Here is a 16,607-nt window from a genome sequence, read left to right on the forward strand (position 1 = left end):
CCCTTGTGAAGATCAGGCGGGCGTCTCGACGAGGTGGGCGACGCGGGCCATCAGGCCGGGCACGTCGCCGCGTTCGTGGTCCAGCAGCCAGCGGGTCAGTTGCAGAGAGGCATCGACGACCGCCTTGGCGCGGTCCAGGCGGCGGGCGGTGAACTCCTGCCAGAGGCCGTCGGTGACCGTGTCGTCGCGCAGCAGGAGCGCAGCGAGCACGGAAGCGTCCTCCAGGGCCTGCGCGGCGCCCTGGGCCAGGGTGGGCGGGCAACTGTGGGCGGCGTCGCCGATCAGCACCACCCGGCCGCGATGCCAGGGTCCGTCGATGACGTGGCTCTCGAAGGCGGTGTAGTTGACGCGGGCCGGGTCGGTCAGGTTCGCCCGGATCTCGTCCCACGGGCCGTGGTACGCCCCGGCCAGCTCGCGCATGGTCGCGAGCGCGTCCTGCGGGCTCAGGCTGAACCGGTCCTGGACGTCCTCGACCAGGTATGCGTAGAGCGTGTCCGGGCCGGTCGGGCAGTACCCGGCGATGTAGGCGGTCCCGCCGTAGTAGAGGTCTGTCCTCTCCACCGAGGCGGGGCGCTTCGTGAAGGCTCGCCAGATGCCCATGCCGACCGGCTGCGGCTCGCACACGACGCCGATCTGCTCACGGGTCCGGGAACGGAGCCCGTCCGCGCCGATCACCAGGTCGTACCGGCCGGTGGATCCGTCGGCGAACGTCGCCAGCACGGTGTCGCCGTCCTGGTCCAGGGCCACCGCGTGGGTGCCGAAGCGGACCTTCGCGCCCGCGGCGGCGGCCCGTTCGACCAGAATCCGGGCCAGAGTCGGCCGGTACATGCCGAGGGTCGCGGGCAGGTCCGGACCGCCGGTGCGACTGTCGGTGAGCTCGGCGATCAGGGTGCCGGCCGGGTCGGGAGCGCGCAGGCCCAGCGTGTCGAAGGCGTACCCCTCGGGCTTGATCTGGTCCCAGACGCCCAGATCGCGGAGCACGCGCAGGGCGTTGCCCTGCAGGGTGATGCCGGAGCCGAGCGCGGCGACGTCGGGCTTGACGTCAATGAGGTCGACCGCGACGCCGCCCTCGGCGAGCAGGATCGCCGCAGCGGCGCCGGCGGCACCGCTACCGACGATCAAGACGTTACGAACTGTCGGCACGACGGTTTCCCTCCTGTTACTTCGGTGACTGGGGTCACTGTCTCGCGAGCGTCATCCATCAGGGAAGGTCCAGTTGGTGATGCCGTTCATCAGCCAGACTTATAGTGTCGGGATGACGGCTGACCGGGTACTGGCCAACCTCGACCTGAACCTGCTGGTCACGCTCGACACTCTGCTGCGCGAACGCAACGTCACCCGAACCGCTTCACGACTCGGTGTCAGCCAGCCCGCGGTCAGCGGCGCTCTGGCCCGGTTGCGGCGGCACTTCGGCGACCCACTGCTCACCCGCATCGGCAACCACTACGAGCTGACGCCTCTCGCCGCCCGTGTCGGGGAGCTGACCGGGCCCGCTCTGGCCGGGGTCCGCCGGGTCTTCGACTCAACGGCGGATTTCGACCCGTTCCGCCTGGACCGCGAGTTCACCCTGGTCATCTCCGACTATGCGGCCACCGTGCTGGCTCCCCTGGTGGCCCGGCGGCTCACCACACTCGCGCCCGGCGTGCGCTTACGCCTGGAGCAGACGACGCCGTACGCGGTCGACCACGCCGCCGAGACACTGCGCTCCGCCGACGGCCTGGTGGTCCCGCACGGGTTCGTCACCGGCCTGCCCTACCTGGACCTGTTCACCGACCGCTGGGTGTGTGTCGTGGCCGCCGACCACCCCGACGTCGGCGACACGATCAGCCTGGACCAGCTCGCCGGCCTGCCCTGGGTGGTCGTCTTCGACCGGCCCACCGCGTTCGCACCGGCCGCCCGGCAACTACGGATGCTCGGCATCGAGCCACACGCCGAGGTGGTGGTGGACGGTTTCGTCCAGTTGCCGTTCCTGGTCGCCGGCACCCGGCGGGTGGCGCTGCTGCAACAACGACTCGCTGACCTGCTCGGACCGGTCGCCGGGGTCCGCACGCTGACATGCCCGTTCGACGTCGTCCCGGTCGCCGAGGCGTTCTGGTGGAACCCGATGTACCGCACCGACCCCGAACACTCCTGGTTCCGCACGGTCATGACCGAATCGGCCCGCGAACTCGCCACCGACGGGAGGTAGCGCTCAGATCGCCTTCAGAATGACCCCGGAACCCTGGCCGCCTCCCCCACAGATCGCGGCCGCGCCGAGGCCCCCGGTTCCCGATTCGCTCAACTGGCGGGCCAGGGTGCCCACGATCCGGGCGCCGGACGCGCCGATCGGGTGGCCGAGGGCGACCGCGCCGCCGTGGACGTTGACGACGGCGGGGTCGACACCCAGAGCAGCGGTGGAGGCCACCGCCACGGCCGCGAAGGCCTCGTTCACCTCGATCCGGGTCAGGTCGGAGGGTACGGCGCCGAGCCGGCCGAGGGCGGTGCTGATGGCGTAGGACGGCTGATGGTGCAGCAGTACGTCCGGGCCCGCGACCATCGCCGACGCCAGCACCCGGGCCAGCGGTGTCACGCCGTGCGACGCCGCCGCGGCCGCACTCATCAGCACGACGGCGGCCGCGCCGTCGGTGAGCGGAGAGGAGTTACCGGCGGTGATGGTGCCGTCGGCCGCGAAGGCCGGCCGCAGTCGTGCGAGCGTCTCCGCTGTGCTGCCGGGGCGCACGCCGTCATCCGTGTCGAGGATCCGGTCGGCCACAGTGAACGGCGCGATCTCGCCGGCGAGGAACTCCCGGGAGGCCGCGGCCCGCTGGTGTGATCGGGCGGCCCAGGCGTCCTGAACGGGCCGGTCCAGGTGCAGGGCGGTGTTGCCGGCTTCGGTGGACGCACCCATCGAGCGGTGTTCGAAGGCGTCGGTGAGGCCGTCGTGTTCGAGGGTGTCGAGCATGTCGACGGTGCCGTAGCGGGTTCCGGTGCGGCCGTGCCAGGCGTGCGGGGCAAGCGACATCGACTCCATGCCGATCGCCACGACGATGTCGGCACGGCCCGTTGCGATGAGGTCGGCGCCCGCGACGACGGCTTCGAGGCCGGACAGGCAGACCGCGTTGACGGTGGTCGCCGGGGCGGTGAGCGGGATCCCGGCGGCGACGGCGGCCTGGCGGGCCGGGTTCTGCCCGGCCAGCCCCTGCAGGACGTGACCGGCGAAGACCCGCTGCACAGCCTCGGCCGGGACACCGGCGCGGGCGAGTGCGGCCCGGGCCGCGTGGGCGCCGAGCGCGACAGCGGGAATGGTGGCGAACGCGCCGGTGTAGCGCAGGAACGGAGTCCGGGCGTATCCGGCGATCACGGCGCTCATCCGAGGTCCACCGTGAAGCCGGCGCCGGTCAGTGCGAGCACCCCGTCGGTCGTCTGGCCGTCGGCGAGGCGCCGCAGCACCAGGCCGTCGGCGGTGACGTCGAAGACCGCGCGGTCGGAGATGATCCGGTCGACGACGCCGGCGCCGGTCAGCGGCAGGGTGCACCGGTCGACGATCTTCGGGGTGCCGTCCTTGGCGACGTGTTCGGTGACGACGATGACGCGTGGGGTGCCGGCGACCAGGTCCATGGCGCCGCCCATGCCTTTGACGAGCTTGCCGGGGATGGTCCAGTTGGCCAGGTCGCCGTTGGACGCCACCTGCAGGGCGCCTAGGACGGCGGTCTGCACGTGGCCGCCGCGGATCATGCCGAACGAGGTCGCCGAGTCGAACACCGACGCGCCGGGCAGCAGAGTGACGGTCTGCTTGCCCGCGTTGATCAGGTCGGGATCCTCGTCACCGTCGTACGGGAACGGGCCCATGCCCAGGATGCCGTTCTCGCTCTGCAACGTCACCCTCACCCCGGCCGGCAGGTGGTTGGCCACCAGGGTGGGGATGCCGATGCCGAGATTCACGTACTGGCCGTCGGTCAGTTCGGCGGCGGCGATCGCGGCCATGTCGTCACGCGTCCACACGGGGCCGCACCGTCCTCTGCTCGATGTCCTTGTCCTGGATCTCGCTGCGGACCAGGTGATTGACGTAGATACCGGGGGTGTGTACGTCGTCAGGGTCGAGGAAGCCCGCCTCGACGACGGTGGCCTCGGCGATGGTGATCCGCCCAGCGGTCGCCACCAGGGGGTTGAAGTTGCGGGCGGTGAGCCGGTACCGCAAGTTGCCTTCGAGGTCGGCGCGGTGGGCGCGCACGAGGGCCAGGTCCGCGACGATGCCGTGTTCGAGGATCGTACGAACGCCGTCGAAGTCTCTTTCGGGTTTTCCGTCACCGACCGGGGTGCCGGCGCCGGTGCGGGTGTAGAAGGCGGGGATGCCGGCGCCACCGGCGTGCAGGCGTTCGGCAAGGGTGCCCTGGGGCACGAATTCGACGTCGAGTTCACCGTCGAGGTACTGCTTGGCGAACAGTTTGTTCTCGCCGACGTAGGAGGCCAGGACCTTGGCGACCTGGCGGTTCTCCAGCAGCAGGCCGAGGCCTTTGCCGTCGACTCCCATGTTGTTGCTGACGATGGTGAGGTCCTTGACGCCGGTGTCGCGCAAGGCGGTGATCAACGAGGTGGGGATGCCGGAGAGGCCGAAGCCTCCGACGGCCACGGTCATGCCGTCCCGGGCGACGGCCGCGACGGCTTTCGCCGCGCTGTCGACGAGTTTGCTCATGGCGCGGCACGGTAGACATGCCGGTGGCGCAAGTTCCCGGGCTGATCACTGCGTGACTGTTCTGGGCACGCGATGCTCATAATGTGAGCATGCAGGGGACGCAGTTGGTCAGCCGGGTAGCCGCGGTACTGCGCCGGGTCGGGTCCGGCGCAGCCGACGGTGTCACCACTGCGGAGGTTGCCACGGCGACCGGTCTGCCCCGGTCGACCGCCCAGCGGGTGCTCGCGGCGCTCGCCGAGGAGGGGTTCGTCGACCGTGACGCCCGCAGGGGCCGCTGGCATCTCGGCCCGGAGCTGTTCCTGCTCGGGTCGGTCGCGGCCGAACGCTACGACGTCACGTCGACGGCCCGCGACATCCTGCGGTCGCTGGCGGTCAAGACCGGGGAGAGCGCCTACTTCTCGGCACGCCGCGGCGACGAGACGGTGTGCCTGGCCAGTGAGGAGGGCAGCTTCCCGCTGCGGTCGCACGTGCTGCACGAGGGCATCCGGCTACCGCTCGGGGTCGCGTCGGCGGGGCTGGCGATCCTCGCTTATCTGCCGCTGCCCGACGCCGCGGCCTACGTCCGCTCACGGGCCGGTGAACTCGCCGCAGTCTACGGCGAGCAACACGGCGCGGCCCCGCTCTCGCGGCGGGTCACCGCCACCCGGCGCCGCGGCTTCTCGGTGAACCCCGGTCTCGTCGTCCCCGGCAGCTGGGGCGTCGGCGCGGTCGTGTTCGACCGCACCGGCTCCCCCGCGTGGGCGCTGAGCCTGACCGGGGTGGAATCCCGCTTCAACGGCGACCGCACGGCCCAGCTCGGCGCACTACTGCTGGAAGCCGCGCACGCTCTGACGCAGCGGATCGCCCGCCGCGGCGGATAGCCCCGCCACGAGTGCCGATGTCCTGGTCACCTGATGAGGCTCCGCGTGGTGGCCGTGGACTCGCGGATCACCAGCTGGGGTTCGAACACGATGTCCTCGACCGAGTGCACGGACCGGTTCATCCGGTCGGCGATCAGCCGGACGGCGGCAGCGCCCATCGCGGCCGCGGGCTGGCCCACACTTGTCAGTTCGACGGCGCTGGCCGCGCTGGCCAGATCGGTGTCGTCGAACCCGACGACGGCGAGGTCGTCCGGAATACGCCACCCGATCCGGGTGGCGACCTGAACGACACCGGCCGCGATGAGATCGTTGGCGCAGAAGACCGCGGTCGGGCGCTGAGCATGATCGAGGCCGGCCAGGTGGGCACCGGCCGTCAGTCCGTCGGCCAGGCCGGCGCCACCGGTGCCGATCCAGGTGAGAACCGCGCCCGCTTCGGCCGCGGCTCGAGCCGCCCCCTGGTAGCGCTCGTCGTGACGCCACCCGGCGAAGGCGAGCCGCCGGTGACCGTGGTCGAGCAGGTGACGGGCGGCCAGGACACCACCGAGAACGTCGTCGCAGCGCACGGCGCTGCGACGACGGCCGGGCACCTCCCGGGCGAGTACGACCACGGGTGTGCCCCGCTGCTCGATGGCCACCAGCAGGGGGTCTTCCACGTTGTTCGGAGTGATGATCAGACCGTCGAGGTGGCGTTCGGCGAGGCGGTGCAGCAGCCGCTCCTCGCGGGTGCGCTCACCGAGACCGGTCTGGAACAGGGCGATATCTGCGCCGGCTTCCACAGCCGCCTGTTCCGCACCGGCGGCGACCTCGGCGAAGAACGGGTTGCCGAAATCCAGCACGACCAGGCCGATGGTGCGGGTCCGGCCGACGCGCAGGGCACGAGCGGCCGCGTTCGGCACATACCCGACCGTCGCCATCGCCTGCCGGACCCGGTCACGGGTCTCCGGGTTGACCAGGTGCGGACGGTTGAGGGTGTTGCTGACCGTCCCGTCGGAGACTCCGGCGACACGGGCGACATCCCGGATCGTTGCGCGCCCCACCGTCATCCCCACTTGTCTGCCGTGAGCCCGGCCGCTGCCGGAGGCGGCTCCCGGCCTGAGCCTACGGGAGCCGCCGGCCGGTTCAGAAGTACCGGCGTGCCGGAAGCGGGGCGATGGGATCGTCGGCTGCCGCCCGGTAGGCGCAGGTGAGGGTGTGCGCGCCGCTGCCGGCGGTGATCGGCTCCTGCCCGGGTAGTTCGATCACGGCATCGCAGCCCGGTGGCACGCTGACCTCGACGTGCAAGGTGGCGTCCTCGCGTCGCCACCGGACCGAGGCGGCTCCGTAAGGGGTGAGATGCCGCGCCTCGGCCCAGGTCAGACCTCCGCCGGGCAGCGGGCGCACGCGCAGGGTCCGATAGCCGGGTGCCGCCGGCGCCAGGCCGGCGACGGTACGGTGCAGCCAGTCGGCCACCGCGCCGAGCGCGTAGTGGTTGAACGAGGTCATGTTGCCGGAGTTGATCGACCCGTCGGGCAACATGGAGTCCCAGCGTTCCCAGATCGTGGTGGCACCCATGGTGACCGGGTACAGCCAGGACGGGCAGCCCTTCTCCAGCAGCAGCCGGTAGGCCTCCTCGAGATGGCCGGTGATGGTGAGGGCGTCCAGGATCAGCGGAGTGCCGGCGAAACCGGTGCCGATCCGGAACTCGCCGTCGCGGACCAGAGTGGCCAGCCGACGGCCGGCGTGTTCGCGCTGTTCATCGCCGTCGAGCAGGTCGAAGCAGAGCGCGAGGGCATGCGCGGTCTGGGTGTCGGACACGCACCGGCCGGTGGGGGTGACGAACTCACGGCGGAATCCGGCGGTGACCCGGTCGGCGAGAAGGTCGTACTCGGCGGCGTCGTCGGCCTTGCCGATCAGCCGCGCCTGCCGGGCCAGCAGACGCGCGGAACGGGCAAGGTAGGCGGTGGCGACCAGGTACGGGTCGGTGAGCGCCTGCTGTGGGCGGTCCGGCGGGGCGGCCGGGTCGAGCCAGTCCCCTAGCTGCAGTCCCCCGGCTATGACGTGATGTTCGTTGAGGAGGCGGCGGCAGCCCTCGACCCAGGCGCGAGCGGTGTCGTAGCCGCGCAGCACCGGTCCCGGGTCGCCCGCCCGGTCGAACAGGACCAATGGGACCACGGTGGTGACGTCGCCCCAGACCGCGCAGTGGAACTGCGTGAAGTCGGTCTCGATGTGCGGCACGTACAGCGGGACGAGCCCGTCGGCGCCCGTCTCGGACACGACGTCGGTGAGCCAGTCGGAGATGCTGCCGGTCGCGTCGTAGAGGAACGCGGCGGTGGGGGCGAAGACCTGCAGGTCACCGGTCCAGCCGAGACGCTCGTCGCGTTGCGGGCAGTCGGTGGGCACGGAGACGAAGTTGCCACGCATGCTCCACCGCACGTTCTCGTGCAGCCGCTCGATCAGCGGGTCGGAGCAGGAGAACGTGCCGGCCTCGGGCATGTCGTCGTGGCAGACGACCGCGACGACGTCGGCCGGGTCGAGGTCGCCGGGCCAGCCGGTGATCTCGGCGTACCGGAAGCCGTGATAGGTGAACCTCGGCTCCCACGTCTCCGGGCCGGTGCCGGCCAGCACGTAGACGTCGTGGGCGACGGCGGTGCGGATCGGCCGGGTGCACAGGCGGCCGTGTTCCAGCACTTCGGCGTGCCGGATATTGATCTCGGTGCCGGCCGGGCCGCTGACCGTGATCCGCAGCCGTCCGGCCAGGTTCTGCCCGAAGTCGAGCAGATGGGTGCCGTCGTCGAGCCGGGTGACATCGGCCGGCGGCAGCGTCTGGTTGCGGCGGACCGGCGGGCCGGTGGGTGCGGTCAGCTCACCGACCGTCGGTTTCCTCACCTGTACGGGACTCCAGCCGGCCGGTTCGATCCGGGCGTCGTGGTGTTCGCCGTCGTAGATGCTGGAGCGCTGGATCGGCCCGTACGCCCAGTTCCAGGTGCCGTCGGTGACCACCCGCTCGATGCTGCCGTCGCGGTAACGCAGTTCGAGCTGGGCCAACAGCGCGGTGTCGGCGCCGTAGCGTTCGCCGACCCGGTTCCAGCCGTATTCGCCCCGCCACCAGCCGTCGGCGAGCCAGCCGGAGATCGTGTTGGCGCCGGTGGACAGCAGGCCGGTGACGTCGTAGGTCTGATAGGGCAACCGGTGGTGGTAGCTGGTCCAGCCGGGCGCGAGCACGTCCTCGCCGACCCGGGAAGTGTTGAGCCGCAGTTCGTAGACGCCGCACGCGGTCGCGTACACCCGGGCTTCGAGCAGTCCGGGCCGCACCGTGAATTCTCGCTGCAGCAGGACCGGCCGCCGGTCACCGTCGCTGCTGTCGGCGGAGCCGACGAACACGGCCGTCCAATCGTCATGCTCCAGCAGACCGGCTTCGACCGTGGTGGCCTCACTCCACGCGGAGGGTTCCGCATCGCCGTCGGCCCAGACCCGTACCCGAACCGTGGCCTGGTCGCGGGATATCAGCGCGGGGCCGGGCCACGGGACCAGGACGCTGTCGGCAGAGTCGGTCCGCCCGCTGCTCTGCCCGTTGATCTGGATCTCGTAGGCCTGCTGCCGCCAGCCGGTCCGGACGGTCTCCACCTGCCAGGACAGGCGTGGGGCACGTTCGCCGACGCCCAGCGGGTGGTCGTGGTGTTCGATGCGGGGCGCACGCACACGCGTACCCGCTCCATGCGGTACAGACAACGGATCAGCCCTTCACCGCGCCGGCCGCCAGGCCGCGCATGACTCGCTGGTTGAGGAAGATGTAGATGGCCAGGATCAGCAGCACGTTGATACAGATGGCCGCGAAGGTGGGGCCGTACTCGACGACACCGAACTGGCCGGTGAAGTTGAGCAGCCCGACCTGGACGGTGCGCTGGGCGTCGTCGGTGGTGAAGGTCAGCGCGATGAGCAGGTCGTTCCAGAGGAAGAAGAACTGCACCAGCGCGATGGTGAGCACCGAGTTGCGCATCATCGGGAATCCGATGGAGATGAACGAGCGAATGATGCTCGCGCCGTCCATGGTCGCGGCTTCGAACACCGACTTGGGGATGGCCCGAAAGTAAGTGGCCATCATGAACACGGTCAGCGGCAGGCCGGTCGCGGTGTAGGTGATGATCAGCGGCCACAGGGTGCCGGTCAGATGCAGCTGGAAGTAGACAGTGAAAAGCGGCAGCAGGATCATCTGGCCGGGGATCATGATGCCGGCCAGGAACAGCATGAGTGTGGTCTGCCGGCCCTTCCAGACGAGCACTTCGAGGGCGAATCCGGCGGCGGTGCCGAACGCGATGATCAGCGCGAGTGAGGGCAGCACGGTGAGCAGCGAGTTCTGCAGGTAGGTCGCCACCGACGACCAGGCCTGGCTGTAGTTGGCGAAGTTGGTGAAGCTGTCCGGCAGCGAGGTGGTCGGATTGTTGAGGAACTCGTCCTGCGTCTTGAAGGACCCGAGGAACAGCCAGATCAGTGGGTACGTCACGACGACGAGCAGCAGGGCCACGGCGGCGTAGCCGGGTAGCCGCCGCAGCGTACGGCCCACGTTGCGGTTGCGTTCGGGCTGCCGTTGGGCGGCAAGCCCCGCCGTGGTGATCGGTCGGTCGGTAGTCAGTGCCATGGTCACCCCAGCCCGGTGTCGCGGCGTGTGCCGCGGAAGATGAAGACGGTGACCAGTAGGCACAGCACGGTCAGCGTGAGCGCGATCGTCGAGCCGTATCCGTAGTCGCCGTAGGCGAACGAGGTCTGATACATGTACAGCGTCAGCGGGGTGGTGGCGCTGCCCGGTCCCCCGCCGGTGAGGGCGTAGATCGAGTCGAACGCCTTCAGGGTGCCGTTGATGCTGAACACCAGGGAGGAGACGAGCACCGGCAGTGACAGCGGCACGATGATGCTGCGGATCAGCCGCCGGGTGGACGCGCCGTCGATCGAGGCGGCCTCCATGATCTCGTCCGGGATGTCGAGCAGGCCGGCGTAGAGCAAGACCGCGTAGAAGCCCATGGACCGCCAGATGTCCATCAGCGCGACGACGAAGAACGCGTTGCCGGGGCTGCTGAACCAGTCGACGCCGGTGCCGCCGAACGCCTCGATGAGTGCGTTGACGGGGCCGGTCTGCGGGGCGTACTCGAAGAACTTCTGGAACAGCAGGGCGACGGCGACGGTCGGCAGGATGACCGGGAAGAACACCAGGGTCCGTACGAGCGAACCGGCGCGGCGCAGGAAGAACACGTAGAGCAGGGCGAGGGCATAGCCGACGAGCACCTGCCCAACGGTGATGACCACGGCGTACTTGACGGTGAACCAGAGGGCCTCGGGCAGGGCCGGGTCGTCGACGAGCTTGCCGAAGTTGTCGAAGCCGGTGAAGGTGAAGCCGGTGATGACGCTGCCGGTGAAGAAGGTGTAGCCGAGCGACCACAGCATCGGCACCAGCATGATCAGGGAGTAGACCAGCAGGGCCGGTCCGAGAAGGATGGCGACCGATCGCCGGTCACCCAGGACGCTGTGCATCAGCTCGCCTTTCGTGCCGCGGCGACCCCGACCGTGGCCGGGGCCGCCGCGAGAGGGTGATCAGCTCAGGTTGCTGCTGACGGTCTGCATGAACTTCTCGCCGGTCAGCTGGCCGGCGGCGAGCAGGCCGCCGTTGGCCTGGCTGACTGTGGTGGCCTTGGCGGAGAATTGGCCCTCGAACCAGAGCACGCTGGTCTGCACCTTGCTGATCTCGTCCTGGATCTGCTTGGTCAGTGCGGGCACCTGAACGCTGCCGTCGGTGGCGAAGCCGGTGATCTGGTTGGAGTCGCGCAGCGCGACGGTGCCGTAGTTCTCGACGATGCACTTGACCCATGCCTGGGTGTTCGGGTCGCTCTCGTAGGCCTTCTTGGACACTGCGACGGCGGTGCCGACGTTGGCGGGCATCTGGTCGGCCGTGCCGGCGCCACCGGCGACGGTCGGGAACTTGAGGAAGCCGATGTTGTCGGCGCCGACTTTGTTCTTGGCCTCGTCGTTGAAGTCGGACAGCGCCCAGGAGCCCATGTAGATGAAGGCGGCCTTGCCGGTGAGGAAGGTGTTCAACGCGGTCGCGTAGTCGATCGAGGTGGGCGACTTGCCGAAGTAGCCGGCCTTGCCGAGCGCGGCGATCGCGTCGGCGGCCGCGACGTACTGCGGGTCGGTGAGCTTCGCCGATCCGTCGGCGACCTTCTTCAGTGCGTCCGGGCCCTGCTGACGCAGGATGTAGTTGCCGACCCAGCGGGTGACACCCCACCCGTCGCCGCCCTTGCCGGCCTGCGAGATCGGCTGGACGCCCGCGCCCTGCAGCCTCGCGAACGCCGCGACCAGGTCTTCCCAGGTAGCGGGCGGGGTGGTGATGCCGTTGTCGGCGAGCAGCTTCTTGTTGTACCAGATGCCCTCGATGTTGAGCTCGGTCGGCAGGACGAGCTGCTGGCCGTCGTAGAGCGACTTGATGGTCGACGACGCGGCCGGCAGCACGCCGGGCGCTGCCGCGGCGGTGTCGAGAACCGAGCCACTGCCGGCGAGCTGCTTGGTCAGCGACGGTGCGTTCGCGGCGATGAAGGTCTGCGGCAGTGCGCCCTGGCCGGCGAGGAGCTGGAGTTGCTGGTCGAGGCTAGCCTGGGCCTGCTTCTTGATCTCCAGCGGCTGTGCCGTGTTCTGGGCGGCACATTCCTTCTGGCTGAGCGTGGTCAGTGTGGTCGGCACCGTGGTGTTCTCGTTGATGGCGAGGAAGGTGAAGTTCTTCGCCGAGGTACTGCCGGAGCCGTCGTCGTCGCTGCCGCCACAGGCTGAGGTGGAGAAGACGAGGGCGAGCGCGCTGAGCGCCGCCGCAACTTGGGTCCGTCGGTTTATGAGTGCCACAGGTCCTCCTAGACGACCGCGGGATGCCTTCGCTTTGAAGCGTCTAAAGCTTCAGATGGGGATCCTGGACCGTCAACATCGTCATCCTGATACTCGCCATTGACCGGTTGGATACACGCCGTTCACGTGCGGCATTAGAATCTGGAACGATTCAACACCGGGGCCACAGGCCCGTGACCGCTATCGGCTTTCTGGACCACCCCGGCCTGCCGGAGATTGAAGCGTCTGACATACCCTCGGCCGATGGCGAGAATCGAGGACGTCGCCACCCATGCAGGGGTATCGGTGGGGACCGTGAGCAATGTGCTCAACCGGCCGGGGGCCGTCGCGGCCACGACCCGCGATCGGGTCCTCGCCGCCATCACCGCACTCGACTACCGGCCCAACGAGGCGGCCCGGTCGCTGGCCGCCGGGCGCAGCCGCACCCTCGGCCTGATCGTCCCGGACGTCACCAACCCGTTCTTCGCCGACCTGGCCCGCGGCGCCGAGCAGATCGCCGATCAGCGCGACGTCGTGGTGATGCTGTACAACAGCGGTGAATCCACCGAGCGGGAACAACGCTACTTCGGCCGGCTCGAAACCCAGCGTGTGCAGGGTGTCCTGGTCAGCCCGGTCCACGAGGTGGGTACCGCGGTCGATGACCTGGTACGGCGCGGCACGCCGGTGGTGCTGCTGGACCGCGGCTCCGGTAAGCACGGCTTGTGCTGCGTATCCGTCGACGACCACACCGGAGGCGATCTCGCCGCCCGTCACCTCATCGGCTGCGGCTATCGCAGCCTGGCATACGTGGGCGGCCCGTTGTCGGTTCCGCAGACGGCCGCCCGGCTCGCCGGTGCCCGCGAGGTCACTCAGGGCGCGGGGGCGACTCTCGAGGTCATCGAGACCAGGGCCGTCACCGTCGCGGAGGGCCGGGCGGCGGGCACGGCGATCGGCGTCCGCCGTGCCGGGCAGCGGCCGGAGGCTGTGTTCTGCGCCAATGACCTGCTCGCTCTCGGCGTGCTGCAGGCGGTCACCCGGCAGGGTCTACGGGTTCCCGACGATCTGGCGATCGTCGGCTACGACGACATCGACTACGCAGCCGCGGCTGCCGTACCGCTTACGTCGGTACGGCAGCCGCGCGCCGAGCTGGGCCGGGTCGCCGCCGGTCTGCTGTTCGAGGAGATCGACTCTCCGGAACAGCATCGGCATCGACAGGTGGTGTTCCAACCGGAACTGGTGGTCCGACAGTCCTGCGGGGTCAGCCGATGATCAGTGGGGGTAGGACGCCAGCCGGGCGGAGGCGGTGAAGCCGGGGACGACCTGGTTGGGCTGGGTCGATTCGACGGCGGCGCCGCTGTCGCCGACGATGTGCCGGATGCCGCCGCCGAACGCGATGACGGCGGTCGTCAGCGACGTGAACCGGACGCTGGCGAGTGGGGGCGCCTCGATGGAGGTCCAGGCGTGCGCCGGCGCGCCGGCGGAGGTGGAGTCGATAAACAGCGTGTAGACGGCCGTGCCGGTGGCCGTGTGGGTAGTCACGCCGGGTGCTACCCGGTATGAGGCGTACCCCTCCTTGGCGCCGTCCATCCAGGCGGCCTGGTTCGGCGGGTCGTACGGGAACTCGCTCTGGTAGAAGATGGTCCGGCCGCGTTCGCCGTTCCAGACGACCTGGTTCTTCTGGTGGTGCTCGACGAACAGGCCGAGGGCTGTCACATCGGTGCCGTTGACAACGAGGCCGGTGTCGCTGGTGTTGCTGCTCCAGCCCACACCGGTGCCGTGGTCGGCGCGCCAGAGCCAGTTGTCGTCGAGGATGACCTTGCTCTGGTTTACCTGCAGGGCGGTCTTGGTGGAGCCGGCCTGGGCGCCGCCGATCCGGATGAACAGGTCGCTGAGCGTGGTCGGGTTGGTGTCGTCGCCGATGTTGACGGCGTTGCCGGTGCCGACCTTGACCAGGACGTCGGTGCCGGGGCCGGCGTCGACCAGGAGGCTGGAGACGACCACGCCCTTGACGTCGCCGACCTCGATCGCGGCCCGGCCACCGGTGGGAGCCAGGGTCGCGTAGCCCATGCCCATGATCACCGTGTCGGCCCGGGCCACCTTGATCGGGCCGTCGAGACGGTAGACACCGGGGGTCAGGATGAGGTTCTTGCCCGAGGCCAGGGCCGTGTTGATCGTCGCGGCGGTGTCGGTGCCCGGCTTGGCGATGTGGAAGCGGGAGATCGCGATGCTGGTACCGGCGGTGCTGTCGGTCGCCCAGTTGGCGCCGGAGGTGTTGGTGCGCGCCTTCGGCACGAAGACCGCGTAGGCGTCCCCGTTCACGGTCAGGAAGGGTGCTGGCCGGGAGGTCGGGGTGGTGGCGAGGGTGGTGATGCCGCGACCGGTGAAGTCGGTGGCCGGTGCTCCCTTGACGCCGGAGAAGACCAGGTTGGCGGAACCGCCGCTCCAGGCGCCGATCTGACTGTCGCGTACGTAGTACTGCGCCTGGCCCGGTCCGGCGTCACCGCCGCTGTTGACGGTGCCACTGATACGGCTGTCGGCCATCGTGGTGCCGAAGAGCGTGGCGCCGTAAGCACCGTTGAGATCGAGGTTGCCCTGGATGTCGACCCGGCGCAGCGAGGACGCCTGGGAGGTCGCCCAGCGCATGGTGTGTGCCGGGGCGACGCCTTCCGGCTTGGCCCGAGCGGCGTCGGCGCCCACCGGCCGCTGGACGGGGTTGATGGAGAGGTTGGCCAGCGACCGGTAGAAGTTGGTCAGGCCGTCGGAGGAGCCGTCGGCGTTCTGACGCGGTTCGGAGTGCAGCGCACCGTTGATCTTGACACTGGTGGGCGAGGAACCGAGTCCGGCGATCGCGGTGTAATAGCCGACCTCGCTGTTGACGATGTCGGTGGCGGTCGCCGGGTCGTTCTGGCCGGCCGCGCTGCCGTAGACACCCGGCTTGAAGTACACCGCGTGCCGGCTGGTGCTGAACTCGGGCTCCGCCGAGATGCTCTGCAGGTAGGCGTTGATCTGAGCGGCCGGTGTGGCCGGGTCGAAGATCCTGACGTTCGGGCCGAAGTCGGGGGCCGTCGCGGCCCATCCCGACAGGGCGGGGCCGGCGACCGCGAAAGCACCGGCGGCGGCCAGGACAGCGAGGGCGGTGCCGACCGGGAAGGCCACGTGCTGTCGGCTGCGTTTTCGCATGGGTGTCTCCTCTGTTCCCGCGTCGTACCCGCATGGGGACTGCGGGTGGGGACGGCGCGCGGGTTCCGTCACGGTGCCTGACCGAAGGAGTGCCGGAGAAGACGAAGTTGTTTATGCAATGTATCCGGCATGTTAATAGACCGTGGTCACAGCGTTCACTGCTGGACCTCGATGGCCGCGTCCGCGAAACACCGGCGCAGCCATCGATGGGCGGGATCGTTCTCATGTCCCGGATGCCACCACATCGCCTCGACGACCGGCGCCGTCGGGAACGGGCACTCCACCATCCGGACCCGGCCGCTCTCGGCCATCGCCGCGCCGAGCTGCCGTTGGATCAGAGCGACCCGGTCGGTGCCGGCGATCAGAGCGGGCAGCACCGTGTAACTCTCGACTACCAACCGGGCGTCGAGGTCGATGCCGTGGGTACGCAACTCCCGGGCGCCGGTGGTGATCGCCGTGCCGTCATGGTAGGTCAGCACCCAGGACCGAACGGCCAGGTCCTCGACGGTCAGCTCGGCGTCCGCGGCGGCGTCGACCAGACAGGCCCACTCGTCCTGATACAGGTTGTGGTGCGGCAGGCCGGTGACGATGCCGTGCGGCAGCACCAGCAGGTCGACCTCACGCAGTTCGTCGGCGGCCTGATCGACGTTCTGCCGGGTGGTCGGCTGGACATGCAGGCGCACGTGTGGCGCCCGCTGGTCGATCAACGCGGCCACCGCGGCGCCGAGGACGGTCACGGCGTAGTCGGACATGATCACGGTGAACGTGCGCCGCGACTGCACGGGATCGAAGTCGGGTTGGGCGCTGAGAACCTGATCGGCGGCCGCGACCACGTCGGCGGCCGCGGCGGCGAGCCTGGCCGCGAGCGGGGTGAGCTGGTAGCTCTGCCCGGCCCGGATGAGCAGGTCGTCGCCGAAGTGCCGGCGGAGCCGGGCCAGCGCCGAACTCATCGCGGGCTGGCTGATCTGCAGCCGCTCGGCGGCCCGGGTGACGCTGCATTCGGTGAGCAACGCGTCCAGCGCGGTCAACATGTTGAGATCGGCATGGCGGGCCAT

General features: G+C 69.7%; 14 protein-coding genes. 3 read left to right on the forward strand and 11 right to left on the reverse strand.

The annotated features are described in order from the left end of the window. Positions 1-12 precede the first annotated feature (12 nt). Complete coding sequence (locus tag BLU81_RS12135) at positions 13-1,143, reverse strand: FAD-dependent monooxygenase (protein ID WP_092544371.1); 1,131 nt, start codon at positions 1,141-1,143, stop codon at positions 13-15. Positions 1,144-1,255: 112 nt separating this feature from the next. On the opposite strand from BLU81_RS12135, the gene BLU81_RS12140 reads away from it, so the two are divergent. Then, on the forward strand, positions 1,256-2,188 hold the full coding sequence (locus BLU81_RS12140; RefSeq protein WP_092544373.1) for a LysR family transcriptional regulator: 933 nt from the start codon (positions 1,256-1,258) through the stop codon (positions 2,186-2,188). Between the two features lie 3 nt (positions 2,189-2,191). Here BLU81_RS12140 and BLU81_RS12145 read toward each other — a convergent pair whose 3' ends face one another. The 3 genes from BLU81_RS12145 to BLU81_RS12155 are packed head-to-tail and all read right to left on the reverse strand — an operon-like array spanning position 2,192 to position 4,672. After that, the gene (locus BLU81_RS12145; RefSeq protein ID WP_092544375.1) at positions 2,192-3,349 is read right to left on the reverse strand and encodes an acetyl-CoA C-acyltransferase; all 1,158 of its coding nucleotides are present in this window, start codon (positions 3,347-3,349) and stop codon (positions 2,192-2,194) included. Next, positions 3,346-3,981: a 3-oxoacid CoA-transferase subunit B gene (locus BLU81_RS12150; RefSeq protein WP_231954446.1), complete on the reverse strand. Its 636-nt coding sequence runs from the start codon at positions 3,979-3,981 to the stop codon at positions 3,346-3,348. Before BLU81_RS12150 ends, BLU81_RS12145 begins: the two co-directional genes overlap by 4 nt. Continuing rightward, positions 3,968-4,672 (reverse strand): CoA transferase subunit A, encoded by a 705-nt coding sequence (locus tag BLU81_RS12155; protein ID WP_092544377.1) that lies wholly within the window; start codon positions 4,670-4,672, stop codon positions 3,968-3,970. Before BLU81_RS12155 ends, BLU81_RS12150 begins: the two co-directional genes overlap by 14 nt. Before the next feature lie 89 nt (positions 4,673-4,761). On the opposite strand from BLU81_RS12155, the gene BLU81_RS12160 reads away from it, so the two are divergent. After that, on the forward strand, positions 4,762-5,532 hold the full coding sequence (locus tag BLU81_RS12160) for an IclR family transcriptional regulator (protein WP_092544379.1): 771 nt from the start codon (positions 4,762-4,764) through the stop codon (positions 5,530-5,532). 26 nt (positions 5,533-5,558) lie between these two features. On the opposite strand, the gene BLU81_RS12165 is transcribed toward BLU81_RS12160, so the two are convergent. The 5 genes from BLU81_RS12165 to BLU81_RS12185 form a co-directional block, all read right to left on the reverse strand. Beyond that, complete coding sequence (locus BLU81_RS12165) at positions 5,559-6,575, reverse strand: LacI family DNA-binding transcriptional regulator (protein ID WP_092544381.1); 1,017 nt, start codon at positions 6,573-6,575, stop codon at positions 5,559-5,561. 76 nt (positions 6,576-6,651) lie between these two features. Next, positions 6,652-9,210 (reverse strand): glycoside hydrolase family 78 protein, encoded by a 2,559-nt coding sequence (locus BLU81_RS12170; RefSeq protein ID WP_231954448.1) that lies wholly within the window; start codon positions 9,208-9,210, stop codon positions 6,652-6,654. Positions 9,211-9,244: 34 nt separating this feature from the next. Continuing rightward, positions 9,245-10,147 (reverse strand): carbohydrate ABC transporter permease, encoded by a 903-nt coding sequence (locus BLU81_RS12175; RefSeq protein ID WP_092544385.1) that lies wholly within the window; start codon positions 10,145-10,147, stop codon positions 9,245-9,247. A 2-nt stretch (positions 10,148-10,149) separates the two neighbouring features. After that, positions 10,150-11,034, reverse strand: coding sequence for a carbohydrate ABC transporter permease (locus BLU81_RS12180; protein ID WP_092544387.1), 885 nt, complete (start codon positions 11,032-11,034; stop codon positions 10,150-10,152). Positions 11,035-11,094: 60 nt separating this feature from the next. Further along, complete coding sequence (locus BLU81_RS12185) at positions 11,095-12,393, reverse strand: ABC transporter substrate-binding protein (protein WP_172890534.1); 1,299 nt, start codon at positions 12,391-12,393, stop codon at positions 11,095-11,097. Between the two features lie 243 nt (positions 12,394-12,636). On the opposite strand from BLU81_RS12185, the gene BLU81_RS12190 reads away from it, so the two are divergent. Then, positions 12,637-13,641, forward strand: a complete 1,005-nt coding sequence (locus BLU81_RS12190; protein WP_092544389.1) for a LacI family DNA-binding transcriptional regulator — start codon at positions 12,637-12,639, stop codon at positions 13,639-13,641. Here BLU81_RS12190 and BLU81_RS51505 read toward each other — a convergent pair whose 3' ends face one another. Further along, positions 13,642-15,552 (reverse strand): adenylyl cyclase, encoded by a 1,911-nt coding sequence (locus BLU81_RS51505; RefSeq protein WP_197686205.1) that lies wholly within the window; start codon positions 15,550-15,552, stop codon positions 13,642-13,644. It lies immediately after the preceding gene. Between the two features lie 155 nt (positions 15,553-15,707). Beyond that, a complete protein-coding gene (locus BLU81_RS12200; protein WP_092544391.1) occupies positions 15,708-16,607 on the reverse strand; it encodes a LysR family transcriptional regulator in 900 nt (299 codons plus the stop codon).

The sequence above is a fragment of the Actinoplanes derwentensis genome (assembly GCF_900104725.1).
Taxonomy (GTDB): domain Bacteria; phylum Actinomycetota; class Actinomycetes; order Mycobacteriales; family Micromonosporaceae; genus Actinoplanes; species Actinoplanes derwentensis.

Bases quoted from the DNA above. Each gene is read 5' to 3' on its own strand.
- BLU81_RS12140 (WP_092544373.1), top strand. From the start codon at position 1,256: ATGACGGCTGACCGGGTACTGGCCAACCTCGACCTGAACCTGCTGGTC.
- BLU81_RS12145 (WP_092544375.1), bottom strand. From the start codon at position 3,349: ATGAGCGCCGTGATCGCCGGATACGCCCGGACTCCGTTCCTGCGCTAC.
- BLU81_RS12155 (WP_092544377.1), bottom strand. From the start codon at position 4,672: ATGAGCAAACTCGTCGACAGCGCGGCGAAAGCCGTCGCGGCCGTCGCC.
- BLU81_RS12160 (WP_092544379.1), top strand. From the start codon at position 4,762: ATGCAGGGGACGCAGTTGGTCAGCCGGGTAGCCGCGGTACTGCGCCGG.
- BLU81_RS12165 (WP_092544381.1), bottom strand. From the start codon at position 6,575: ATGACGGTGGGGCGCGCAACGATCCGGGATGTCGCCCGTGTCGCCGGA.
- BLU81_RS12175 (WP_092544385.1), bottom strand. From the start codon at position 10,147: ATGGCACTGACTACCGACCGACCGATCACCACGGCGGGGCTTGCCGCC.
- BLU81_RS12180 (WP_092544387.1), bottom strand. From the start codon at position 11,034: ATGCACAGCGTCCTGGGTGACCGGCGATCGGTCGCCATCCTTCTCGGA.
- BLU81_RS12190 (WP_092544389.1), top strand. From the start codon at position 12,637: ATGGCGAGAATCGAGGACGTCGCCACCCATGCAGGGGTATCGGTGGGG.
- BLU81_RS51505 (WP_197686205.1), bottom strand. From the start codon at position 15,552: ATGCGAAAACGCAGCCGACAGCACGTGGCCTTCCCGGTCGGCACCGCC.
- BLU81_RS12200 (WP_092544391.1), bottom strand. From the start codon at position 16,607: ATGGCCCGCCATGCCGATCTCAACATGTTGACCGCGCTGGACGCGTTG.